At 46.7% G+C, this 22,894-nt stretch carries 22 protein-coding genes and 1 pseudogene; 18 read left to right on the forward strand and 5 right to left on the reverse strand.

Annotated features, from left to right (window positions below; all coding sequences use genetic code 11):
* Positions 1–142: 142 nt before the first annotated feature.
* From H6A32_RS10060 to H6A32_RS10075, 4 genes are all read right to left on the reverse strand, one after another.
* Entirely contained in the window at positions 143–1,000 is an 858-nt protein-coding gene (locus tag H6A32_RS10060) for a DUF5688 family protein (RefSeq protein ID WP_204864272.1), read from the reverse strand.
* A gap of 59 nt (positions 1,001–1,059) precedes the next feature.
* The gene (locus tag H6A32_RS10065) at positions 1,060–1,539 is read right to left on the reverse strand and encodes an LPD11 domain-containing protein (protein WP_243424895.1); all 480 of its coding nucleotides are present in this window, start codon (positions 1,537–1,539) and stop codon (positions 1,060–1,062) included.
* 154 nt (positions 1,540–1,693) lie between these two features.
* Positions 1,694–2,095, reverse strand: coding sequence for a HEPN domain-containing protein (locus H6A32_RS10070; protein WP_204864273.1), 402 nt, complete (start codon positions 2,093–2,095; stop codon positions 1,694–1,696).
* Positions 2,080–2,409, reverse strand: a complete 330-nt coding sequence (locus tag H6A32_RS10075) for a nucleotidyltransferase family protein (protein ID WP_204864274.1) — start codon at positions 2,407–2,409, stop codon at positions 2,080–2,082. The genes H6A32_RS10070 and H6A32_RS10075 overlap by 16 nt, the downstream gene beginning before the upstream one ends.
* Positions 2,410–2,496: 87 nt before the next feature.
* Between H6A32_RS10075 and H6A32_RS10080 the strand changes: the two genes are divergently transcribed.
* The 9 genes and pseudogenes from H6A32_RS10080 to H6A32_RS10120 all read left to right on the forward strand — a co-directional run bounded on the left by H6A32_RS10080 (position 2,497) and on the right by H6A32_RS10120 (position 11,160).
* Positions 2,497–3,759: an ISLre2 family transposase gene (locus H6A32_RS10080; protein WP_346342274.1), complete on the forward strand. Its 1,263-nt coding sequence runs from the start codon at positions 2,497–2,499 to the stop codon at positions 3,757–3,759.
* A gap of 258 nt (positions 3,760–4,017) precedes the next feature.
* Positions 4,018–4,599 (forward strand): hypothetical protein, encoded by a 582-nt coding sequence (locus tag H6A32_RS10085; protein ID WP_204864275.1) that lies wholly within the window; start codon positions 4,018–4,020, stop codon positions 4,597–4,599.
* Positions 4,600–4,690: 91 nt separating this feature from the next.
* A complete protein-coding gene (locus H6A32_RS17020; protein ID WP_243424897.1) occupies positions 4,691–4,798 on the forward strand; it encodes a hypothetical protein in 108 nt (35 codons plus the stop codon).
* 48 nt (positions 4,799–4,846) lie between these two features.
* Positions 4,847–5,716: an ISAs1 family transposase gene (locus H6A32_RS10095; RefSeq protein ID WP_430749585.1), complete on the forward strand. Its 870-nt coding sequence runs from the start codon at positions 4,847–4,849 to the stop codon at positions 5,714–5,716.
* 374 nt (positions 5,717–6,090) lie between these two features.
* A complete protein-coding gene (locus H6A32_RS10100) occupies positions 6,091–8,388 on the forward strand; it encodes a cation-translocating P-type ATPase (RefSeq protein WP_204864277.1) in 2,298 nt (765 codons plus the stop codon).
* Positions 8,389–8,416: 28 nt separating this feature from the next.
* A pseudogene (locus tag H6A32_RS10105) lies at positions 8,417–9,033 on the forward strand (winged helix-turn-helix domain-containing protein).
* A 21-nt stretch (positions 9,034–9,054) separates the two neighbouring features.
* The gene (locus tag H6A32_RS10110; protein WP_204864278.1) at positions 9,055–9,921 is read left to right on the forward strand and encodes an EamA family transporter; all 867 of its coding nucleotides are present in this window, start codon (positions 9,055–9,057) and stop codon (positions 9,919–9,921) included.
* Between the two features lie 44 nt (positions 9,922–9,965).
* Positions 9,966–10,799, forward strand: coding sequence for an undecaprenyl-diphosphate phosphatase (locus H6A32_RS10115; RefSeq protein ID WP_118636934.1), 834 nt, complete (start codon positions 9,966–9,968; stop codon positions 10,797–10,799).
* A 169-nt stretch (positions 10,800–10,968) separates the two neighbouring features.
* Complete coding sequence (locus H6A32_RS10120) at positions 10,969–11,160, forward strand: hypothetical protein (RefSeq protein ID WP_087253112.1); 192 nt, start codon at positions 10,969–10,971, stop codon at positions 11,158–11,160.
* A gap of 475 nt (positions 11,161–11,635) precedes the next feature.
* Here the strand turns inward: H6A32_RS10120 and H6A32_RS10125 are convergent, their stop codons facing one another.
* Positions 11,636–12,031, reverse strand: coding sequence for a MerR family transcriptional regulator (locus H6A32_RS10125; protein ID WP_204864279.1), 396 nt, complete (start codon positions 12,029–12,031; stop codon positions 11,636–11,638).
* Positions 12,032–12,290: 259 nt separating this feature from the next.
* On the opposite strand from H6A32_RS10125, the gene H6A32_RS16875 reads away from it, so the two are divergent.
* From H6A32_RS16875 to H6A32_RS10170, 9 genes are all read left to right on the forward strand, one after another.
* Positions 12,291–12,449, forward strand: coding sequence for an iron-containing alcohol dehydrogenase (locus H6A32_RS16875; protein WP_204864280.1), 159 nt, complete (start codon positions 12,291–12,293; stop codon positions 12,447–12,449).
* 487 nt (positions 12,450–12,936) lie between these two features.
* Positions 12,937–17,322 carry an acyl-CoA dehydratase activase gene (locus H6A32_RS10135; RefSeq protein WP_243424898.1) on the forward strand — a complete coding sequence of 1,462 codons (4,386 nt, stop codon included), beginning with the start codon at positions 12,937–12,939 and terminating at the stop codon, positions 17,320–17,322.
* A gap of 137 nt (positions 17,323–17,459) precedes the next feature.
* Positions 17,460–18,140 (forward strand): response regulator transcription factor, encoded by a 681-nt coding sequence (locus H6A32_RS10140; protein WP_330616794.1) that lies wholly within the window; start codon positions 17,460–17,462, stop codon positions 18,138–18,140.
* Positions 18,124–19,578, forward strand: a complete 1,455-nt coding sequence (locus H6A32_RS10145) for a sensor histidine kinase (protein ID WP_204864281.1) — start codon at positions 18,124–18,126, stop codon at positions 19,576–19,578. Before H6A32_RS10140 ends, H6A32_RS10145 begins: the two co-directional genes overlap by 17 nt.
* A 117-nt stretch (positions 19,579–19,695) precedes the next feature.
* Positions 19,696–20,130, forward strand: coding sequence for a prepilin peptidase (locus tag H6A32_RS10150; RefSeq protein ID WP_087253118.1), 435 nt, complete (start codon positions 19,696–19,698; stop codon positions 20,128–20,130).
* 92 nt (positions 20,131–20,222) lie between these two features.
* The gene (locus H6A32_RS10155) at positions 20,223–20,642 is read left to right on the forward strand and encodes a riboflavin kinase (RefSeq protein WP_158099247.1); all 420 of its coding nucleotides are present in this window, start codon (positions 20,223–20,225) and stop codon (positions 20,640–20,642) included.
* On the forward strand, positions 20,614–21,726 hold the full coding sequence (locus tag H6A32_RS10160) for a DUF3810 domain-containing protein (RefSeq protein WP_191436262.1): 1,113 nt from the start codon (positions 20,614–20,616) through the stop codon (positions 21,724–21,726). Before H6A32_RS10155 ends, H6A32_RS10160 begins: the two co-directional genes overlap by 29 nt.
* An 84-nt stretch (positions 21,727–21,810) precedes the next feature.
* Positions 21,811–22,143 carry a CidA/LrgA family protein gene (locus H6A32_RS10165; protein WP_346342271.1) on the forward strand — a complete coding sequence of 111 codons (333 nt, stop codon included), beginning with the start codon at positions 21,811–21,813 and terminating at the stop codon, positions 22,141–22,143.
* A gap of 1 nt (position 22,144) precedes the next feature.
* A complete protein-coding gene (locus H6A32_RS10170; protein ID WP_138373790.1) occupies positions 22,145–22,837 on the forward strand; it encodes an LrgB family protein in 693 nt (230 codons plus the stop codon).
* The last annotated feature ends 57 nt before the right edge of the window (positions 22,838–22,894 follow it).

Below are 22,894 nucleotides of genomic sequence, written 5' to 3' on the forward strand. Positions count from 1 at the left end.
AGCATAGGACTTACCACTTTCATAAAGCAGATAGCTTATTAAAGTGCGCCTAAAATATCCGGTTATCCACTTTTCATTCCAAAACTCCTTCCCTGTACGAATTTTCCTTGTTTTGCTTCAAGTTTACGAAGGAGTTTCGCAATTACCTATAATAATATGGATGCGAGGAAAGAAACTGCTCTTTTTCAGCAGCATCATTTAAAACGGACTCCACAATTTCCATTAAAAATTCTCTGGGATATTTCCGGTTCTCTGGAAGAATGAGAAATTCATCAACAGTATACGGCAAAAGATAGAAATTATGTTGAAGTTCCTTCCCCAGATCAGCCAGTACGTTGTCATAGAGAATACAGGATGCTCCATAAGACTGATTGCGATTGCTGAGAATTTTTAATGTAGATAGAAAGCTGCGAAACGGCTCATTTTCGTTCATTATCTCCGGGAAGCGGATGAGATCCACAAATGGATTTATCACGCTGGGAAAAAGACGTTTCGTGTTGGCGTGCGCCAGAGGATATAATTCTGAGGAATCAATCCCCCAGTATTTCAGATGCCGATTACTGATTGTAAGCGCTGCGCAGCCAGAAGCGTTGTTGTCTATAAGCACATGAAATGTAATTGCCAGATCTAAATATGGCATATAAGGAACGGATCGCAGAAAAACCTGATTTTTTTCCTGATTGACAATCCGATAGATGACTTTCTCTCTTAGCTGGTCAAAGTTCCCTAGCTGTGCAATTTCATAGCTGTCTATACTCTGGTAAAAATGTGCCATTTCTGCAGCAATTTTCTGGATGGAGACGCCCTCTTTGAGTTCTTCATAGTATTTTTTTAATGGGATTGTGTACATAATATTTGATCCGGCCGCTTCGATCAAAAGGCCGAGTAACAAAGTATGATTATTCTTTAGAGCTGTCTCTGAATAGATACAGATGTCATCCCGGTTCAGTTTCTCCTTTAGCGCTATTTTTATTTCTTCTGTAAATTCTTTAAAATTCATAATAATTCCTTTCGTGTTTATTAGATTTTGAAAGTTATGTTTTCTTTCCGAAAGCATGGTTAATGGTTACACATTGCTCTTTCATAGTTAAGAAGCTGTTCCCAGGTCAACCATTCAGGTTTTTTGTCTGCGGGAAACACCTTCCATAATTCTTTCATCCGATCAATATGCTGTTTCGGATCATTTCCATATAATCGGGAATTGCTCCGATTTCCATATCCGAGGTAATATTCGCAGTCACTCCGCATTCTGCCTAACAGCATATATTCGAATTCATATTTGTCATTCTGATATGGCTTGGGTTTGAAAACATGTTCATACCGGATTGGGGCAATTGGCTCTCCGTCGGGCTCGTTGCCAGTAACGGAGTAGAGGTCAGGCGTTTTAGATTGACCTAAATTGAGATCTTTCCATAAATGTCCGAACTGATCTTGGTATGTCGGGCATGAAAAACCATCGATGCCAATGAGCTCGAGAGTTAAGATTGTTTTCTTATTTTTATTCATATTTTCCATAGTATTTTTCCTTTCTGTTACCATATGTCTTTCCGAAAAGGTGAAATATGACCGCCTTTCCTGTATTCAGGCATAAAAAAAGAGAACGAAACAAACGTTCATTCTCAGATTCTAACCAAATAATTCAACGAAATGTAAAAAGGAACTGCCTTATAGTCAGAGCGGTTCCCTTTAATGATCATAGTATTCCTTTTTTCTGAAGATAGCTTGAAATAAAGTCATGAAATGTTTGCGCTTTCTGTACCTGCTCTTCAGCATCCCTGCGGGAAGCTGTGAAAAAATCCTCATAATCTGCATGTTCACGCATCTCCGAAGATGTTCGAATGATCCTCGAGGCTTCTTTTGGAAAATCGCCTGTCTTAACATGATATTGATTAAAATGGGTGATGACACCACTATGCTTGCTGCTGTCAAATTCATCTAAGACGTTAACCGTGCGCATTCCGTGAAAAATAGAATAATAGGAACGGTTAAGAGCAAGTTTAAATTTGCCGCTTTCTAACATTGTTTTTGCATTTTCCAATTCTTCAGAGGATCGTTCATACTGGTATTTTGATAAATCCTTTATGCTGCCGGCCATAATACAATCCCCTCCTTTTTCACATTTTTATAGAATGGCATTACATTTTCCCATTCGGTAAATTTATCATAATCGATGAGGAGTACGGAGAGGACTTTGTCATATTCTAATTCCAAGTCTACAACAAGATCCGTCATCTGTTCATGCATCTCTTTTGTATAAGAGCCGACCAAGACTGCGATATCAATATCCGATTCTTCCGTTTGAGTGCCTCTAGCCACAGATCCGTAGAGGATAATGCTGGTGATTGAACCCTGAAAAATTCGGACAAGTTCGGGAATTAATTTTTCTAGTAGATTTGTGTAATTTTTCATTATGTGCCTCCTTTCTCCTGTTTGAGATTATTTTACCCCATATTGAGAACGAAATCAATCAGGTGAAGAAAACCGTGGGTCTGCCAGATCGGAAGAGAGTTCACAAAAGAGTTTCTGGAACGGTATGACAGGATGCTGATGGAGGGCAGGGACAAAAAGAAGTACCGGAACAAGGGTGCCAGACAGACAACCGTAAAAACCGTGTATGGGGAAGTAACTTATCAGAGGACTGTCTATGAAGTAACCGAGGAAGACGGAACCAGGCACTTTGTATATCTGCTGGATGAAACACTGGAACTGGACCATGTAGGTCTGATTTCAACGAACATGGCGGAACTGCTAGTAAAAGGGATCACTGAACTATCTTACAGAGAATGCGCCCGGCAGGTCAGCGAGATGACTGGACAGACCATCAGTGCGATGGGCGTATGGAACGTCATCCAGGCTTTAGGGGAAAAGGTTTGTGAGGACGAAGCAGAGTTGACAGAAGCATATAAGAAAGGCCAAGTGAAAGGGAAAAGAGAGGTTCCTGTTCTGTTTGAAGAAGCGGATGGAGTTTATATCAAGCTGCAGGGAAAAGACAGAAAAAAGGAAAAACAGGATAAATCAGAGATCAAGATCGGGATAGCTTATGACGGATGGCGGAAAACCGGCCCGGATCGTTATGCGCTGGAAAACAAAGTGGTAGTTGCCGGATTTTCTAAAGCAAAAGAGTTTCAGGAATACCGGGAAGCGGCAATCGCACGGGAGTTTAACCTGGATGAGGTAGATCAAAGAATCTTAAATGCGGACGGAGCGTCGTGGATCAAGAAAGTGAAAGATAAAAGCACCTGTTTTCAGTTAGACCCATTCCACCGGAACAAAGCTGTGAAAGAAAAAATCCATGAACCGGCTGCGAGGGATGCTGTTTTAGAACTGATAAAAGGAGAAGAGATCGAAGAAGTATTCCGGTATCTGGAAATCTATCGGAACAGCTTGAGTGATGAAGCTGAGATTGAAGATGTAGAAGAACTGATCCGATACTATGAAAACAACCGGGAAGGGCTTCTGCCGTATCAGTCTCAGGAACTGGAGCTGCCAGACCCACCGGAGGGTCTGGAATACCGGAACATGGGAACAATGGAAAACCATGTGTGCAGCGGGAAACTGTATGAAGTGACAGAACGTCTGAGGAGGCCGGTATTTGAAGAAGAGAAAGTAGAAGAGTTATACGGCGAGATCCTGATGTCAGCGAAGACACCAAAGAAAGACGGAAAGGGTTATCAATATCCAGCAGTAGGGCATGTGGTTGGATTGGAGGGAAAGATACAGGGAGAGAGAAAGCGACTGCTGTACATGGCTGGATATTAGAAACCAGAAAAAGGACTGCTTGAACAAAAAAGATAAATCGGAAAGAAAGTTGCCAATGATTACTTGACAGTAACGAACACGGCGGTGACCTGCAGGGTTGTTTCATGAATGATTTTTAAAAGTATAAATCGATCTGATTTTATCGAGGGTTATATATGCTATACATCAGTATATGTAATCCTCGACTTTTTGTTCGAGTAGAGGTATAATGTCTTATATAGTATAGGTATATTCTACCTATGTAGGAAGGAGGATTTTATGCCGGTAACTGAAAAGAAATATCCAGAGTGGGTCCAAAAATATCGGACCAGAGGAACTACAGTAAAGAAAAAAGGGGATTCCTATTATCTTTATAAAAGGACTTCCCGGCGCGTGAAAGGGAAAAAATATCCACAGCCAGTCGATACTTATATCGGCGTGATTACTCCGAATGGAGTGATACAAAGTAACAAAAAGAAAGTTTCTCTGACGGATGCGGAAGTTTGGGAGTACGGCTTTTCGAAAGCCGTCTGGGAATTATGCCCGGATGATTGGAAAAAACCATTAGGCGATGACTGGGAAGATGTCCTCTCCATCATTCTTTTCAAACAGTCCCCAACATCTTATATCCAACGAACCAGAACAATCAAAAAAGAATCGGATTTCCGCTATCAGTTTGCAGCCCAGACAGCCTCCCTGTCGCGACGGATTTATAAAACGTGTGGTGTCGGGCTGGAAGAGCTGCATCAGCTGGAGACCATCTATCTGATATGTCTTGGCAAAACCGAAATCATTTCCAGAATTCATGAAGAACAGCGGGAACTCCTGAGAAAAATACAGGTGGCATTTGATATGTGCTGAAAGAGAATTCCGAACGGCCCCGCTGATCTATTACTTTAGACAGATTCCGGATTATCGGTGTGGCAGGGAGAAAAAGCATGACCTTGCAGAAATGTTGGTGTGTGTCACGATCGGATTTCTTTGTGGCAGAACAACCATCCGCAGGAGTCTGAACTGGTGCAGGAACCATATAGAATGGCTGCGAAGCACCTGGAACTGAAAAACGGGATTGCCTCTCCGTCAACGATCAGCCGGATGTTGAGCGGGATTGATCCTGGCGCAGCTTCCCATAGACTCAAAGACAAATGAAATTACAGCAATCCCTAAATTGTTAAAACTACTGGATATCAGCGGAAGCACCGTAACGATCGATGCCATCGGTACCCAGACCGCAATCATGAATCAGATCCATGAACAGGGCGGGCATTTTGTCCTGACAGTAAAGAATAACCAGCCAGAGGCCTGCGAAGAAATCCATGCAGTCATGGACCGGTTAGAAAGGGAAACTGCAAAAAAGAAAAAAGGAGAACGTCTGGATCCGGTATTGAGGAAGAGCCTAAAAAACTATGAAGAAGTCAGCCGGACAGAAAAGAACCGCGACCGATATGAACACAGGACTTATCAGATATGCGGAGATGTGTCATGGCTGACAAAGAGTCAGGAAGAATGGAACATGGTGAAAAGTATCGGACGAATCAAGCAGGTAAGAGTACCGGTAGAAAGAGACAAAGAGGGGAATGATATTACGCCGTCATTGGAAGAATTCTTAAAGAAAGGTTCGATAAGAGCCCCGGTTCCGTCTGCGGCAGAAGGAACAGGAAAAGACATCCAGTGTACCGCAATGATATCAGACCTGACCCTTACCGCAGAGAAACTGGGAAGCATTAAAAGAATGCACTGGTCAATAGAGAACCGGCTCCACCATGTATTGGACGATACGTTCAGGGAAGACCGTTCGCCTGCAAAAAAATCCCGAAACAACCTGGCATTAATCAGAAAATATGCGTATAATATCCTGCGCCTGTCAATGCTCGAAGCCGGCATGACAAACATTATGACAGAAATGATGGATTGTTTTTGTGACAATGCCGTCCTGCGAGAACAGTATGTGTTTCAAGGCATAACCGGTTTGTATTGACTATATATAAAGAATAGCTCTAAAAAAAGGCAATGTAAAGAGAAGAGGGGGGAATTTGCGCTTTTTTTCGTATTAAGCTCAACAGAACCGATATAGGAAAATAATTTCAGGTATAGTCCGGTCTGAGTTGTTCATGAAACAACCCTGACACGTCCCCGATAATTGTTGTATGTATGGTTTTTGGCTGATATAATGTGGTTGAAATTGCATTTTTGCATGATTTCTGTTATGATAGAATTCCGTGTGAGTGTGCTTCTGACGGGAGTGGAGAGGACACGGGAAGAGTTTAGAAATTGTTTAAGAATTCATAAAAATTTGTTTAGTCGAAGATGCTAGTCTTTGAGAGAGAAAAGTAGTGCAGGAGGCGTAGTGTGATGAGTGAGAATCTGTCTGGGCTGTCGGCCCGGGAAGTGGAGGAACGGAAGGCCCGTGGTGAGGGTGGTACCGGAGCCGCAAAGATTACGAAAACGAAGCCGCAGATTGTGCGGGAGAATCTTTGTACGTTGTTCAACTTTCTGAACTTTTTAATTGCGGTGCTGCTGTTTTTGGTGGGGGCATATTCGAATATGCTGTTCATCGCGATTATTATTCTGAATATTGTGATTGGGATTGCGCAGGAGTTCAAGGCGAAGAAGCTTGTGGACGAGCTGTCGATTCTGAACCGTCCGACTGTGCGTGTGCGCAGGGATAACCGGGAAATGACCGTGGAGATGGAAGAGATCGTAAAGGATGATCTGATGGTGCTTGCCAGCGGTAATCAGATCTGTAATGATGCGGTCGTTGTGGATGGGATGCTTGAGGTCAATGAGTCTCTTCTGACCGGTGAGAGTGATGCTGTTGTCAAGGAACAGGGAGCGGAGCTTTTTTCGGGAAGTTCTGTTATTTCCGGTAAGGCGTATGCGAGAGTAACCCATGTCGGGAATGAAAACTATGCGACGAAACTTGCAAATGAAGTAAAGCAGGAAAAGCAGATTCATTCGGAGCTTCTTGGTTCCATGCGTAAAGTGACGAAATTTACGAGTTTTCTGATTATCCCGCTTGGAATTATCCTGTTCCTGGAAGCGTATTTCCTTAGAAATACTCCGGTTGATGAGGCGGTGATTTCTTCTTCGGCGGCACTTCTTGGTATGCTTCCGAAGGGACTTGTTCTTCTGATATCTGTTTCTCTGGCAGCCGGTGTCATTCGGCTTGCGAGAATGAAAATTCTTGTGCAGAATATTTATTCACTGGAGACGCTTGCACATGTGGATACCATTTGTCTGGACAAGACAGGGACGATCACAGATGGAAAGCTGAGAGTCCATTCGGTGATTCCGCTGACGGATCTGCCGGGCGGCGATATGGATGCGCTTGTGCAGTCTTATATGGCCGCCAGTGATGACAACAATGCGACGTTTCAGGCGCTGAAAGAAAAGTTTGAGCCGAAAGCGGCGTACCGTCCGGTTCACAAGATCGCGTTCTCTTCGAAGAGAAAATGGGGATGCATCAGTTTTGAAGGTGCGGGAAGTATTTTTGTGGGCGCGCCGGAGCGGTTGATGGGAAATCTTCCGGAAAATCTGGAGTGTGAGCTGGAAAAAGGACGAAGAGTGATTATTATCGGATATTCCGGACAGACGTGGGAGAATGATAATGAGCTGCCGGCGGGAATCCGTCCGGTTTACAGTGTGATTCTGGAAGATACGATCCGGAAGAATGCCGAGGAGACGCTTGCGTTCTTTAAGAGAGAGGGCGTGGATGTCAAAGTTATTTCCGGAGACCATGTAAAGACGGTATCGATGATTGCAAAACGTGCCGGACTGGAGAGATGGGAAGATGCCATCGATCTGTCCACGCTTGGCGAAGATCTGGATTATGATATGCTCTGCCGGAGATATGCTGTTTTTGCCAGAGTGACGCCGAAGCAGAAGCAGGAGCTTGTGCTGGCGCTGAAGCGTCAGGGCCATCAGGTGGCGATGACAGGCGACGGAGTCAATGACCTGCTGGCACTGCGTGAGGCGGACTGCTCGATTGCAGTTGCGGACGGAAGTGACGCAAGCCGCCAGATTGCGCAGATAGTGCTTCTGGATTCCGACTTTACGAACCTTCCACATGTTGTGATGGAAGGCCGGAAGGTCATCAACAACGTAACGAGAACAGCGCAGGTATTCTTTATCAAGACGATCTATTCTGTACTGGTATCGTTTTTCTGTCTGATCACGAATAAGGCGTTCCCGTTTATTCCGATTCAGATCACGCTGATCGATGCCTGCATCGAGGCATATCCGTCCTTCGTATCGATTGTGGAGTCGGATATAAGGAGAATCCGCGGGAAATTCCTCCCGACGGCACTTTCCCATGCCGCACCGTTTGGTATTACGGTTGCATGTATGATTGCGGTATTTACGCTGCTTGCGCCGTTTGGCACTGAGGAAAGACAGACGGTGATGTATCTTCTGCTGATTCTGATTTCCATGCTGGCAGTGATCAAGAGCTGTATCCCGCTTACTCCGCTCAGACTGTTTGTCTGCGTGACCATGGTCGGCGGTACGTTCCTGGCTCTTGCACTGTTCCCGTCTCTGCTTGAGATTGTCGCAGTTACCATGCCGATGGCGGTCACGGTTCTGATCGGCGCAGCTGTCTGCTTTGCGGTGATTCTGATTCTGGAGCAGCTGCGGAAGGCAAAAATGAAATAGAGATATGTTTCCCATAGGAGGAACTGATATGACGAAGATTCTGATTGTGGAGGATGATGAAAAAATTGCCTGGCTGGAAAAAGATTATCTGGAGAGCAATGGATATGAAACCGTGTTGTTAGATGACGGGAGATCCGGGATCAGATCGATATTCCGATCCTGATGGTGACAGCCCGCACCGAGGCCGTGGATGTGATCCGCGGCCTCGGACTGGGCGCTGATGACTATATTACAAAACCTTTTGATCAGTCTCAGCTGGTGGCGCGGGTACGCTCCCATCTGAAGCAGTACGAACGGCTGACATCCGGGCGCGGCAGGGAGGAGCGGAACAAGGGAGATAAGATCACGATCCAGGACGTGGTGATCGAGCCAAAGACCTGGAAAGTATGGAAACATGGTGTGGAACTGAAAATCCCGAACCGGGAGTTTGAGCTGCTTCGGTTCCTTGCAGAAAATCCAAATATCGTGTTTTCAAAAGAAGAACTTTTTGAAAAGATATGGGGATTTGAGTATGTATCCGATGCGGCGACGGTATCGGTTCATGTGAACCGTCTGAGAGAGAAAATTGAGGATGATGCCAGAAATCCGAAGATCATCGAGACGGTGTGGGGTGCTGGTTACCGGTTAAATGACCGGGAATCCTGATAGAGAAAGAAGGAATGTCTGATGTGGCTTTTGTATGCTGTGGGTTCTGCTTTTTTTGCGGGGGTCACGTCCATTCTGGCAAAATGCGGAATCAGGAAAACCGATTCTACTGTAGCCACAGCGGTACGGACGATCGTGATCCTGATTTTTTCGTGGGTGATTGTAGGAATTGTAGGATCGGCAGATGAGATTTCAGTGATTGATGCGAGAACGCTTGTCTTTCTGATTCTGTCCGGCGCGGCCACGGGAGCATCGTGGCTCTGTTATTTTAAGGCGCTGCAGACAGGGGATATCAACAAGGTTGTTCCGATTGACAAGTCCAGTACAGTGCTGACAATCTTGCTTGCCCTGATCTTTCTGCAGGAAGGAATCTCAATTCCGAAAGCGGCAGCGGTAATTGTGATTGCGGCCGGAATTTTTCTGATGATCGAGAAAAAGGATGTGGAGATTAAAGATTCCAGGGGCGGTGCAGGCTGGATTCTCTATGCGGCAGGATCCGCAGTATTTGCAAGTCTTACGGCGATCCTCGGAAAGGTCGGGATCTCCGGCGTGGAATCCAATCTCGGCACAGCAATCCGTACCTGTGTGGTGCTTGTGATGGCCTGGCTTATGGTGGGAATCCGGAAAAAGCAGCAGGAAGTCCGGCAGATTCCGAAAATAGAGCTGATCTTTATCTGTTGCTCCGGGATCGCTACAGGAGCTTCATGGCTCTGCTATTACCGGGCTCTTCAGGAAGGCCCGGCCAGTATTGTGGCTCCTGTTGACAAGCTGAGCGTGCTTGTGACTGTTGTATTTTCCTACTTTGTATTTGGAGAAAAGCTCAGCAGGAAAGCGGCGGCAGGACTGGTTCTGCTGACTGCAGGCACGATTGCCATGGCAGCACTTTGATACCTGAAAAAGAATCAATCAAAAAAGAAACAAGGAGAAAATAAATGGAAATTATAAAAGCAGTTTTGTTTGGAATTGTGGAGGGAATCACGGAATGGCTTCCTGTCAGCAGTACAGGACACATGATCCTTCTGGACGAGTTTGTCAAGCTGAAAGGAAGCGCGGACTTTGTCAATGTCTTTCTTGTTGTGATTCAGCTTGGCGCGATTTTTGCGGTCGTACTGCAGTTCTGGAACCAGCTGTTCCCGTTTCAGTTTAAAGACAAAAACAGACCGGTAATCGAAATGGACAAAATGATCCTCTGGGGAAAGATCCTTCTGGCCTGCATTCCGGCAGCTGTGATCGGGATTCTGTTTGATGATGTATTTGAAGCAATGTTCTATCATGCAGTTCCGGTTGCGATTGCCCTGATTGTTTTTGGTATTGCGTTCATCGTGATTGAACGCTGGAATAAAGGGAAAAGACCGCGGATGAAGACAGTGGAGGATCTGACAATTTCGGCTGTGCTGATCATCGGAGTCTTCCAGCTGATTGCGGCAATCTTTCCTGGAACCTCCCGGTCCGGTGCCACGATTGTCGGCGCCCTGCTTATCGGTGTATCAAGAAAAGCGGCATCCGAATTTACTTTCTTCCTTGCGGTTCCGGTTATGCTTGGCGCAAGCCTTTTAAAAGTTCTTCAGTATGGATTTGCCTTTAGCGGATCCGAACTGTTGGTGCTTGCGGTCGGTATGATTACCGCCTTTCTTGTGTCTATCGTAGTTATTCGTTTCCTGATGGACTACATCAAAAAGCATGACTTCCAGGCCTTCGGATGGTACCGGATTGTTCTTGGAATTATCGTCCTGCTCTGCAGCATGGCAGGAGTGATTCAGGTATAATAAAAAAACAGATTTTTTGTGTTGCCCGGTTTGTACCGGGCAATATTTTATTAAACAGGAAACTTTGTTCTGTAGTTAATAACCGTTTATGAAAAATGCAGTCATTTTGTTCAATTGATACAGGACAAAAAAGTAAGTTGCAATTGCAATAGAGCATGGAAGTGGTGGAATGAAAAATAAGATTGCAGGTGCTTTGTTTGGTATGGCATTGGGGGATGCCATGGGAATGCCGGATGCAACGGATATCGCGGCAGATCACATCAAGGAAAGTTATATTGAGATATTGAAAAAACAAAATGATGTAGATTTCGACCATTATATCGAAGTTCTGATGAAAGGACGGGAAACCTTGGCATGTTGAAAATCTGCCGAGGTCCGATGGCTTTTCAATAATCACCTTTTTGTGTAAAGTAAAAATATATAAGAGGGCAATAAAAATCCACTGTATCGATTTCGCATTCGTACAGTGGATTATTTACCTATTCCATCCATGGGTCTTTCCTCCTTGTTTAATTGATATCTATTTAAAACTATCCTTTCTGAATAGTGTTTTCAATAATATTTCGATTACTTTGCCATTGGACTATACCTCGTTTCTTTAAAATTTAAATGTTGAACTTATGTTTTTGGTGGTCCGTCCTCCTTTTCTTTTGATGTCTTAATAATAACTCATAAATCGGGACGTGTCAATATAAAGTCAGAAAAAAATCCATATAAAATAAAAAAACCAGAATAGACAGAAAATAATTATGATAAACAAAGAAAGAGGTTAACTTCGTATTGTCCTGAGGATCAGATTTCCTGTCAGGAAGGACAGCATATCATTTTCGCTGTTTTTAGTTATATGGAATCAGATTGCTGACGTACGGCCTTTTTCCGGAAAGGACATCGTCATAAAAATCCTGTTTCCAGTCAATATAGTCTACACAGCCCTTTAGCTCTTCGATTGAGGACAGGAGGGATTCTCTTTTTTTCGCAAGCATTTCTTTGCGTTCCTGAATCGTGGACGGCCCCTGCAGGCATAGATTCAGATATTCTTTCATCTCCACAATACTCATTCCGCATTTTTTCAGGCAGATCAGATCCTTGATCCACTTCAGGTCACGCTCATCAAATACCCGGCGATTGTTTTTGTCCCTCTTGACATTCGGAATCAGTCCTTCATTACAGTAATATTTTAATGTCTGGTAAGTCATTTCGGCCTCTTTACAGACCTGCATCATAGTATACATTTCCCAGCCTCCATTCTTTGTTTCGTTTTTTGTGAAAAATCTGCGAATTTCATTAAACACAATTGACCGGTTGTTACAACCGGTTGTTACAATCCAATTGTAAAGCAGAAAAACAGAAAATACAAGCAGATTTTTTTAGAATCAGGAGGATGATAACGATGAAGGAATTTACATTTACTTACCCGGCAAGAGTACATTTTGGAGAAAAAACGGCGAAAAAAAGCCTGCAGGCAGAGCTTGGATCCATGGGAAAACAGTGATGCTTGCCTACGGCGGCGGTTCCATCAAAGGAAACGGCGTGTATGAAGAAGTGATGGAAGCGCTCAAAGAGGCTGAAAAGGAAGTTGTAGAATTTTCCGGCATCATGCCGAATCCAACTTACGCGAAAGTGCAGGAAGGAGCGGCCCTTGCAAAATAAAGAAGCGGGGCTCAGGAAGGTCATTCAAGAAAACAGGAAACGGACTTGGCGCTTGTTTTTCCAGAATCCATGTAATATAATTAAAAAAGGACAAAGAAGTTCGCGTTTGCACGGATTTTCTTTGTCCTTTTCTTATTTTTAAGGTTCTGTGACAGAAGTCTTTCTGTTATGAAGGTTTCGCAAAAGTGAAGGAGGTGTGTTATGGGAGCATTTGATAAGATACAGAGCGGGCTGCCGGGAATGGACGGACTTTTCCTGATCGTAAATGAAACAGACGGTACGGATATGAAAACCGTATGTCCGGTACTGTAAGAGGAGTTTATGCGGATTTTAAATCAGTAAACAGAAAAATTGACATTTTCCTCACTTTGTGTTAATAATTCAATCATGACAAATTGAATGGGATTCCCCTGCCGACAGATGGTCCGTCAGGGGAATCCTGTTTCAAGGTAGATGAAAAAATTTAAGATACATTAAGAAAAGGCAGATGAAGTATATGATTAGCAGAGATTTAAGACTTTCATCTGATCAGGAATTACTGGTTGGAATTGACGTTGGATCCACCACGACAAAGATCGTTGCGGTGGACCCGGAACAAGGGACAATCCTGTATTCAAATTACAGACGGCACCATGCAAAGCAGTTAAAAAGTGTCGTCCGCGCGGTAGAGGAATTCGCGCGGGAATGCCCGGATGTGCCGGTGCGGATCGCGCTGACCGGTTCGGGAGCCAAACCCGTTGCAAAGAAAATGGATGTCCCTTTTGTACAGGAGGTGGCGGCAAATGCCATCGCGCTTCAGGACAAGTATGAGTCCGTAGGGAGCGCCATTGAGCTTGGAGGACAGGATGCAAAGATGATCTTCTTCCGCAGGGAAGAGGGGACGGGAGCACTTCAGGTCGCAGACATGCGGATGAATGGAAGCTGTGCCGGAGGGACCGGCGCATTTATCGATGAGATCGCGTCCGTTCTCAAAGTTTCCGTGGAGGATTTCAATGCGCTGGCTGAACAGGGAACCTGTGTCTATGATATTTCAGGACGGTGCGGCGTGTATGCCAAGACCGATATCCAGCCCCTTTTGAATCAGGGAGTGGCCAAGTCCGATCTGGCTCTTTCTGCATTTCACGCGATTGCCAAGCAGACCATCGGCGGTCTCGCCCAGGGACTTGAGATCGAAAAGCCGGTAGCATTTGAGGGAGGACCGCTTACCTTTAATCCGGTTCTCGTCCGTGTCTTTGCCGAGCGTCTGGATCTTTCTCCGGAGGATATTTTAAGGCCGGAACACCCGGAACTGATGGTGGCCTATGGCGCAGCCATCTCGCTGAAGACGATGTTTGAAACGAAAAGCCGTACCGCTTCCGAGTACGCACAGCTTCTTCAGAATGCAAAAGAAGAAAAGGATGCCGACTCGAAGGAAGCCCGGCCATTTTTTGCGTCTAAAGAAGAGGAAGAGATATTCCGCCGCAGACATGCGACAAAACCGGTGGAATGGAAACAGCCGGAACCGGGAGAGACGGTGAGAGCCTATCTGGGAATCGATTCGGGCAGTACGACGACAAAATTTGTTCTGATCGGAGAAGACGAGGAAATTCTCGGCTCTTTCTATGCACCGAATGAAGGAGAACCGCTTATGGTGGCAAAGCGTGCCCTGATTGAGATGCGGGAGCGCTACAAAAAGGCGGGTGCCAGACTGGAAATCATTGCGGCAGGGACAACCGGATACGGTGAGCAGCTCTTTGCCAAGGCATTCCAGGCAGAGTACCATACCGTAGAGACGGTAGCACACGCAAGGGCGGTGCAGAAATATGTCAGTGATGCGACATTTATTCTAGATATCGGCGGACAGGACATGAAAGCGATCTGGATGGACAACGGTGTTATTACCAACATTCTTGTCAATGAGGCATGTTCATCAGGCTGCGGTTCCTTCCTGGAAAACTTCGCATCTACCTTGCAGATACCATCAAAGCAGATCGCCGAGGTGGCATTTTCGTCCAGGCATCCGGCGGTGCTTGGAAGCCGGTGTACGGTCTTTATGAACAGCAGCATTATTACAGAGCAGAGAAACGGAAGACAGCCGGAGGATATCATGGCCGGTCTGTGCCGTTCCATTATAGAAAATGTCTTTACGAAAGTCGTCCGCATTTCCAACCGGGACTCTCTGGGAGACCGGATTGTCGTGCAGGGCGGCACGTTTGAAAATGATGCGGTAGTCCGGGCGATGGAAGAATACCTCGGGCGGGAAGTATTCCGGGCGCCGTATCCGGGCATCATGGGAGCCATCGGAATTGCGCTGATCGCAAAGGAACGCCACCAGAAAGAACCGGAGAAAAGGACGTTTATCGATCTGGACTCTCTGGATGATTTTTCCTATAAGCAGGAGTCCAATTCTCCGTGCCCGTTCTGCCAGAACCATTGTAAGAGGACGATCGTCACCTTCTCCAACGGCAATGCGTGGATCACGAACAACCGGTGTGAGAGGGGAACGGTGCTTGGCATGCCGGAGGATTCCAATGTTCGGCAGCAGTTAAAGGAAAAGACGCAGAAGGCAAATGCCGTGCCGAACCTGTTCCGGAAGCGGGAAAAGCTTCTGTTCCGGGAGTATCCGCATCCGGAGCTTGCACCGAAAAGGAACATTACCATCGGAATTCCGCGTGTTCTTTCCTTCTGGGAGACGATGCCGTTCTGGGTAACATTTTTTGAATCTCTGGGATTTGATGTAAAGATTTCGGATCCGAGTACAAGGAAGATTTATGAAAAAGGTCTTTCAGCGGTAACTTCAGATACAGTCTGCTTTCCGGCAAAGCTTGTCCACGGGCACCTGAGAAATCTGGCGTCCAAAAAGGTGGACCGGATTTTCATGCCATCGATCACGACGGTTCCGACCGAGAACACGGAAAAGACAAGTGAGTCCATGTGCGCGGTTGTAAAGGGATATCCGATTGTCGTGCGCAACTCGGACAATCCGGCGCAGATGTGGGGAATCCCGTATGACGCCCCGCTGTTCCACTGGTATACGAAGGAAGACCGGGACAGGCAGCTGACTCAGTATATGAAAGCGACCTTCCAGATCCCGGAAGAGATGACAAGACAGGCCATGGAAGCGGCAGACCGGGCGGAAGATACCTTCCACACCGAACTGAAAAAAGCGGGAAGCGCCATCCTTGAGGAAGTGACCCGTACCGGAAGATTCGCGGTGGTACTGGCGGCAAGGCCGTATCAGAATGATTCTCTGGTCAACCACGATCTGCCGGATATGTTTACGCGGATGGGAATCCCGGTGCTGACGGCGGACTCCCTGCCGGAGGCCAATGAGGTGGATTTAAGCAAAAGCCGGCTGGATATCGTAAACAACTACCATGCACGGATGATTTCTTCTGCAATCCTTGCGGCTGGCAACGAACATCTGGAATATGTGCAGATCGTAAGCTTTGGCTGCGGTCATGATGCATACCTTTCAGACGAAATCATCCGTCTCATGAAGGAGATTTCCGGTAAGACACCGCTTGTTTTGAAGCTGGATGAAAGTGATATTCAAGGACCGCTCCGAATCCGTGTCCGTTCCTTCCTGGAGACGGTAGCCATGGGAAGGGAGAAAAAACGGGGACTTGAACTTCATGAACTGAAAGATCCGTATCCGGTGAAATATACGAAAGAAAGCAGACAGGAAAAAGTTGTGTTGATCCCGAATACATCCCATGCCTTTTCCAGACTGATGGCAGCGGCCTATGCAGGGCAGGGAATCCGCACGGTTCCGCTGGAGATCGGTCGGGAGGAAGCGATCCGGCTCGGGAAGCAGTATGTGCACAATGATATCTGCTTCCCGGCACAGATTGTCATTGGCGAAGCTCTTGCGGCGCTGAAAAGCGGAAAGTACGATACCGACCATGTGGCAATCGCAATGGGAAAATATATCGGAGACTGCCGTCTTACCCATTACGGTGCGCTGCTTCGCAAGGCTCTGGATGATGCGGGATACGAGAATGTTCCGATTCTGACCAATGACGATATGGATTATCACAACCTGCATCCGGGCTTTCAGATGAATCTGCTTTCCGCCATGCGGATTGCCTTCGGTCTTCCGATGATCGATGTGCTGGAGGAACTTCTTCGGAAGATCCGGCCGTATGAGACGGAAGAAGGAAGTGCGGACCGGGCATTTGAAAAAGCAATGGATCAGGTGATAGGAGGACTGGAACGCTCCGGCATTTCCGGAATGAAGAAAGGCTTTAAAAAGGCCATCGAAATCATGAAACAGGTTTCATATGACCGGACAACCCCGCGGCCGCGGGTACTGATTGTCGGAGAGTACCTTCTGAATTTCCATCCGGGTGCCAATCATGAGATTGAAAGATATCTGGAAAACAACGGGTTTGAGATTGTTGAAGCGCGGATGACGGATGTAATCCGTAAGACTTATTTTTATAAAGACAGCCAGAACAGGGAATATCATCTGAAGAAGCCGGTCAAGGATAAGGTGTGGTTCCACACAGCAAATCAGATCTTCAATCTGGCCCACAACGTGACGGATTCGATCGCAAAAATGCATCCGCTTTATCGCCCGGCATGCAGAATGCAGGATCTGGTCAAGGACAGCGATCCGATCATTCATCATACGTTTGACGCGGGAGAAGGGGTGCTGATTCCGGGAGAAATACTGCACCACGCAAAGAATGGCTGTAAGTTCTTCGTTATTTTACAGCCGTTTGGATGTCTACCGAACCATGTGGTCGGAAGAGGAATTTCCAAGAGGCTCAAAGAGCGGTATCCGGATATCCAGATCCTGACGCTGGATTATGATCCGGATGTCAGTTTTGCAAATATAGAAAACCGGCTCCAGATGCTTGTAATGAATGCGAAAACACGGAAAGAATAGCAGGAAAACCGCCTCATCCGTTTTCCCATGTTTTTTTAGAAAATGCACACAAAATTCTTACAATTACACTTTACAATAGAAAAAATGAACCCGAAAAGGGGTACTGTCCATGGGGCAGGATGGAAGGAGGGGTAAGGATGAGGCGGATGCTGAGAAGGATGCTGATCGCGGATGATGACATGCATCTGAGAAAACTGGTATCGACTTACGCAGAACTGGAGGGATTCCAGTGCCAGGAGGCGGAAAATGCGCAGGAAGCAATCGACCTGCTGGATAAGACGGATTTTGATATATTGATTCTGGATATTATGATGCCGGGAAAGGACGGTTTTGAGGCTCTTGCGGAGATCCGGGAGCACTCACAGATCCCGGTGATCATGCTGACTGCAAGGAGCGAGGAGTATGACAAGCTTCTTGGATTTAATCTGGGCGCGGACGATTATGTCTCCAAGCCGTTCAGTCCGAAAGAACTGATGGCAAGAGTGAATGCGGTACTCAAAAGGACCGGAAGCGCGCCGAATATGATTTTACAGTTTGGTGATCTGAGGATTCAGATCGATGCGAGGCTGGTGGAAATCGGGGAGAAGACGATCAATCTGCCGCCCAAGGAATTTGATTTGCTGGTTAAGCTGGCACAAAATGAACACATTGTCCTGACAAGGGAACAGCTTCTGGAGACAGTATGGGGATACGAGTACCATGGAGATACAAGGACCGTAGATTCCCATGTCAAATCTCTGAGAGAGCATCTGGGAGACCGCCGGAAGCTGATTCAGACTGTGTGGGGAGTCGGATATAAATTTGAGTACAGAGAATAAAAAAAAGCACTGCCTTTTTTCCAGCATGATGGCGCGTCTCTGGCTCATCATGATGGCTCTTGTCATCTTTACGATCGTCCTGATGTGGGTTATCCAGATCCTTGTCCTGGAGAGAAATTATACCAAGGTGGCGATTGAAGGGATACAGGAACGGCTGGAACCGGTGGAGGAACAGCTCAACAGTGAAGATCTGGCAGACAATGATCAGCTGATTCCATATTTGAGCAAGACGATTAACGGCAAGCTGATGATTGTCGATTCCGAAGGCCGGCTGGAAGCCATTTACAGTTACGGACACCAGCTGGACATCGATGAAGATGAGAAAAATATCAAGCCCTGGCAGAATATCAGAGACAGCGAAGAATACCAATCCATTCTGGACGGGGAGTCTTTCAGCAGGGAAGTGAGGGAAAGATCACAGCTGATATCTTATGAAATCGGGATTCCGGTCCTCTATAACGGAGAAAAGGAATATATTATTCTGACACAGAATTTTACGGAACTGAATCAGGTACTGGATATGAACCGCAGACAGCTGATCTTTTTCAGCGTTCTTCTGATGATTGCTTCGGCAATTCTGGCGCATATCCTTTCCAGAAAGTTTACGAAACCGATACATATTATCAAAGGTACCGTAGATGACCTGGCAAAAGGGGATCTGACAGCGGTACCGAACCTGAAGCTGAATGATGAAGTCGGACAGCTGGCGGACTCCGTGGAAGAGCTTTCACGGGCACTTCGGAGAGTGGACGATCTACGGAAAGAAGTCATTGCCAATGTCTCTCATGAACTCCGTTCTCCTCTGGCCCTGATCGGAGGGTATGCGGAAATGGTCCGCGACATCCACTGGAAGGATGAGGAAAAACGTACGGAAGATCTGAACCTGATTATCCGGGAATCAAAGCGTATGAGCGAGATGGTAAATGATATTCTGGACTATTCTCAGCTTCAGACTGGCTATCTTCAGTTGAAAAAAGAATGGTACAACCTGTATGAAATCGTAGAATCTGAAATCATGTTTTGCGAGCCGAGTGCCAGAGAGTACGGAATTCAGCTTCGGTTTGTTTCGGATGAAACGGAGATTCCGGTATATGTAGATGCGCTGAAAATGAGCCAGGTGATCCGAAACCTTCTATATAATGCTTTGAATCATACTGAAAATAAAAAGGAAATTATCGTATCCCTGAAGACGGGAGAAGATGGCTGTCTTGTAGAAGTGAAAAATCCGGGAAATCCAATTCCGGAGGAGGAGCGGGAACTGATCTGGGAGAGGTATCAGAGAAGCCAGCATCAGGCAGGACGCAGGGAGGGAACCGGGCTTGGGCTTTCCATTGTCAGCACGATCCTGAAAGCGCATGGCATGACCTATGGGGTGGATTATCAGGATCAGATGACGGTCTTCTGGTTCCGGACTTTAAAGAACGAGGAAGAAAAATAGCAAAAAATCATTCAAAGACAATTCAACCGGGGAAAGGGACATCTCCCTTTCTCCTTTTCTGAAAACAATTCTGAGTTATCAATCGGCTTATCATAAAAACCACGAAAAGAGGATGTTATGAATATCGTATGTGAACTACTGTTTCTGACAGTACTTTTTGGTGCGGCAGTGTCGGACTGGAACGAAAAAAAGATTCCGGACCGTTATCCGGCACTTCTCCTGATTACGGGGCTGCTTGCCGTTTTTACGGATACGTGGCAGCAGCTGTCTCTTCTGCAGGCGGTGTCAGGGGCAGTGTCCAGTGCATTTCCGTTGTTTCTTTCCGCCCTGCTTGTAAAGGGAGCGTTTGGAGGCGGAGATATCAAACTGATGGCGGCAGCCGGCTTCTGCCTCGGAACAAGTCGGGGGATCCTTGGGCTGTTTCTGGGGCTTCTGGCGGGAGGAATCTATGGACTTGCCATGACAGCCGTCAAAAAGCGCAAAAGGAAAGAGACCATTCCCCTTGGCCCCTTTCTTGCCCTCGGTCTTGCGGCCGCAAGTATGCTTCCATAAATTTGTGCAAAAAAGAAGTTAGTCTTGATTGCTTTGGAGAAAAATGTCATAATAAGCGTTATGAAGTAAAATGGACAGGCGGAGGAACACCATTGTATACATTAACAGGAATCATTATTCACGGAAAAGGAAATGGAAGAAAGGTCGGTATGCCGACGGCGAATCTACAGTATCAGGAAGAGGACAAACTTCCGGAGCACGGAGTCTACGGAGTTATGGCGTGGATTGACGGGAAGCGGTACGCAGGTGTCACCAATGTAGGGACAAGACCTTCGGTGGACAATGATCCGAAGACTACGGTGGAGACATATATACCGGGGCTTGACATGGACCTGTACGGGAAAAAAGTGATGATTGAGTTTTATCTTTTCCTGCGGGGGATTCAGAAGTTTGATTCCCTTGAGGAAGTCAAAAATCAGGTGGATCAGGATGTCCGCCGGACAAGAGACTATTTTCACAAGATGTTTCCGGGAGGTTTTGCAAATGAGGAAGAGACGAAAGAGACGAGTTAAAAAGCGGGTGCTGATTCCGTTGATTCTTCTTGCCGTCTCAGTGGCCCTGATGGCTGCGTCGGTGTATGTAGACGGATTTGCCGACTGGCATACAGAGCATATCTATCCGGCTCTGACGGGAAGTATCGGGCGGATTTTCGGGCTGGTTCCGACCTCTGTGGCGGAGATCGGCCTGTATCTTTTTGTGCTGACTCTCATTTTAGGTTTTCTGTACATTCTGCTTTCGATTATCCATAAAAACTGGAATTTTTACCGGACGAAGAAGACGGCGGTCGTACTGCTGTGGACCGTATCGGTTCTCGCATTTCTATATGTGATCAACTGCGGGATCAATTACCGGAGCACCTCGTTTGCAGAGCGGAGCGGAATTCTTCCGCGGGACTATACCGTGGATGAACTGCGGAGCGTCTGCCTGACGCTGACTCAGGCGGTGCAGGATACGGAGCCTTCTGTTACAAGGGACGATGACGGGGAGCTTCTCTTTACGACCGATGCCGGAAAGAATGCGGTCCGGGCCATGCAGACGCTGGGGGAAGACTACCGGGAACTGAAGGGTTATTATCCGGAGCCGAAAAAGCTGATTTTTTCGGAATTCCTTTCCATACAGTCACTGACGGGAATTTATTCCCCGTTTACGGTGGAAGCCAATTATAATGGGGACATGACTGCGTATAATATTCCGTTTACCATGTGCCACGAGCTCTCTCACCTGAAAGGATTCATGCAGGAGCGGGAGGCAAACTTCATCGCCTGGCTTGCGTGCAGCCGGTCGGATGTGGCGGAATTCCGGTACAGTGCGGCTTTATCCGGATGGCTGTATGCGACCAACCAGCTCTGGAATTATGATCAGGCATCCTACGAGGAACTTTACGGGATGCTTCCGGAAAACGCAAGAAAAGACCTTCAGAGAAATGATGCGTTCTGGGCAGAGCATGAAGGCAGGATTGCGGAGGTGTCCAATCAGATTAACGATGCCTATTTAAAGTCGAACGGGCAGGAAAACGGTGTGGAAAGCTATGACAAGATGGTGGATATGCTTGTTGTCTATCTGCTGGATCATGCGTCCGGGCAGGGCGTATCCTAAAACGGCTGCGTATATGCCTTTTACATAATGACAGAAAAGAAACAGGAGAAAAATATGAAAGTATTACGGCAATTTTTAATTATAATGATAATTTCACTTCTGGGGGAGATCCTTAACCGGATCCTCCCGTTTCCGGTTCCGGCCAGTGTTTATGGACTGGTGCTGATGTTGACGGCATTGATGACCGGATTAATCCGTGTGCCTCAGGTCAAAGAGGCATCGGTGATTTTAATCGAACTGATGCCGGTGATGTTTATTCCGGCGGCGGTAGGACTGATGACAGCCTGGGATAAGCTGCGCCCGGTGGTAGTGCCGGTGATAGTGATCACCTTTGTGACGACGCTTCTCGTCATGGGAGTGACCGGCATTGTGACGGAAAAGGTCATCGAGAAAACGGAGAAAGGAGCAGAAGAATAAGATGCAGAGCTTTATTGAATATTCCCTCTTTTTTGGACCGGTGATCAGCCTGGTTGTCTACGAAGGGGGGCTTCTGCTGAAACGGAAGTACAAACTTGCGGTGCTGAACCCGCTTCTGATCACAGCGATTGTACTGATCGCCTTTCTGGCGCTCACCAACGTAGAGTACGAGTCCTATAATGCAAGCGCCAAATATATCAGTTATTTTCTGACTCCGGCGACGGTTGCCCTTGCGGTGCCGCTTTACGAACAGCTCAAGCTTCTGAAGGAAAATCTGGCGGCTGTTCTGTGCGGGCTCCTGGCGGGCGTACTGACAAGCCTTGTCAGCATTTTTCTGTTATCCAAACTGTTCGGTTTAAACCACGAGCAGTATGTAACCCTGCTCCCGAAGTCCATCACCACAGCTATCGGGATGGGAGTCTCAGAGGAAATGGGTGGTATAACCGCCATCACCGTGGCGGTCATCTGCGTGACCGGAATGATCGGAGATATCACGTCAGAATGGCTTTATAAGATCTTAAAGATCCGCCATCCGATCGCAAAAGGACTGGCCCTTGGGACCGCCTCCCATGCGATGGGAACCGCCAAGGCCATGGAGATGGGCGAAGTCGAGGGAGCCATGGGAAGCCTTGCGATCGTCACGGCAGGACTTTTGACGGTTGTGGGCGCATCCTTTTTCGCACAGCTTATGTAAATGTCCGGAAAATGTGATATACTGATAACGTTGGCATGAAATGCGGAGCAATCCGCA

Source organism: Drancourtella massiliensis (assembly GCF_016900655.1).
Taxonomy (GTDB): domain Bacteria; phylum Bacillota; class Clostridia; order Lachnospirales; family Lachnospiraceae; genus Sellimonas; species Sellimonas catena.

What these genes read in the sequence shown, in the direction of transcription:
- H6A32_RS10060 (WP_204864272.1), bottom strand. Translation starts at nt 1,000, where the DNA reads ATGAATTTTAAAGAATTTACAGAAGAAATAAAAATAGCGCTAAAGGAG.
- H6A32_RS10065 (WP_243424895.1), bottom strand. Translation starts at nt 1,539, where the DNA reads ATGGTAACAGAAAGGAAAAATACTATGGAAAATATGAATAAAAATAAG.
- H6A32_RS10070 (WP_204864273.1), bottom strand. Translation starts at nt 2,095, where the DNA reads ATGGCCGGCAGCATAAAGGATTTATCAAAATACCAGTATGAACGATCC.
- H6A32_RS10075 (WP_204864274.1), bottom strand. Translation starts at nt 2,409, where the DNA reads ATGAAAAATTACACAAATCTACTAGAAAAATTAATTCCCGAACTTGTC.
- H6A32_RS10085 (WP_204864275.1), top strand. Translation starts at nt 4,018, where the DNA reads ATGCCGGTAACTGAAAAGAAATATCCAGAGTGGGTCCAAAAATATCGG.
- H6A32_RS17020 (WP_243424897.1), top strand. Translation starts at nt 4,691, where the DNA reads ATGTTGGTGTGTGTCACGATCGGATTTCTTTGTGGCAGAACAACCATC.
- H6A32_RS10100 (WP_204864277.1), top strand. Translation starts at nt 6,091, where the DNA reads ATGAGTGAGAATCTGTCTGGGCTGTCGGCCCGGGAAGTGGAGGAACGG.
- H6A32_RS10110 (WP_204864278.1), top strand. Translation starts at nt 9,055, where the DNA reads ATGTGGCTTTTGTATGCTGTGGGTTCTGCTTTTTTTGCGGGGGTCACG.
- H6A32_RS10115 (WP_118636934.1), top strand. Translation starts at nt 9,966, where the DNA reads ATGGAAATTATAAAAGCAGTTTTGTTTGGAATTGTGGAGGGAATCACG.
- H6A32_RS10120 (WP_087253112.1), top strand. Translation starts at nt 10,969, where the DNA reads ATGAAAAATAAGATTGCAGGTGCTTTGTTTGGTATGGCATTGGGGGAT.
- H6A32_RS10125 (WP_204864279.1), bottom strand. Translation starts at nt 12,031, where the DNA reads ATGTATACTATGATGCAGGTCTGTAAAGAGGCCGAAATGACTTACCAG.
- H6A32_RS16875 (WP_204864280.1), top strand. Translation starts at nt 12,291, where the DNA reads ATGCTTGCCTACGGCGGCGGTTCCATCAAAGGAAACGGCGTGTATGAA.
- H6A32_RS10135 (WP_243424898.1), top strand. Translation starts at nt 12,937, where the DNA reads ATGAAGTATATGATTAGCAGAGATTTAAGACTTTCATCTGATCAGGAA.
- H6A32_RS10140 (WP_330616794.1), top strand. Translation starts at nt 17,460, where the DNA reads ATGAGGCGGATGCTGAGAAGGATGCTGATCGCGGATGATGACATGCAT.
- H6A32_RS10150 (WP_087253118.1), top strand. Translation starts at nt 19,696, where the DNA reads ATGAATATCGTATGTGAACTACTGTTTCTGACAGTACTTTTTGGTGCG.
- H6A32_RS10160 (WP_191436262.1), top strand. Translation starts at nt 20,614, where the DNA reads ATGAGGAAGAGACGAAAGAGACGAGTTAAAAAGCGGGTGCTGATTCCG.
- H6A32_RS10165 (WP_346342271.1), top strand. Translation starts at nt 21,811, where the DNA reads ATGATAATTTCACTTCTGGGGGAGATCCTTAACCGGATCCTCCCGTTT.
- H6A32_RS10170 (WP_138373790.1), top strand. Translation starts at nt 22,145, where the DNA reads ATGCAGAGCTTTATTGAATATTCCCTCTTTTTTGGACCGGTGATCAGC.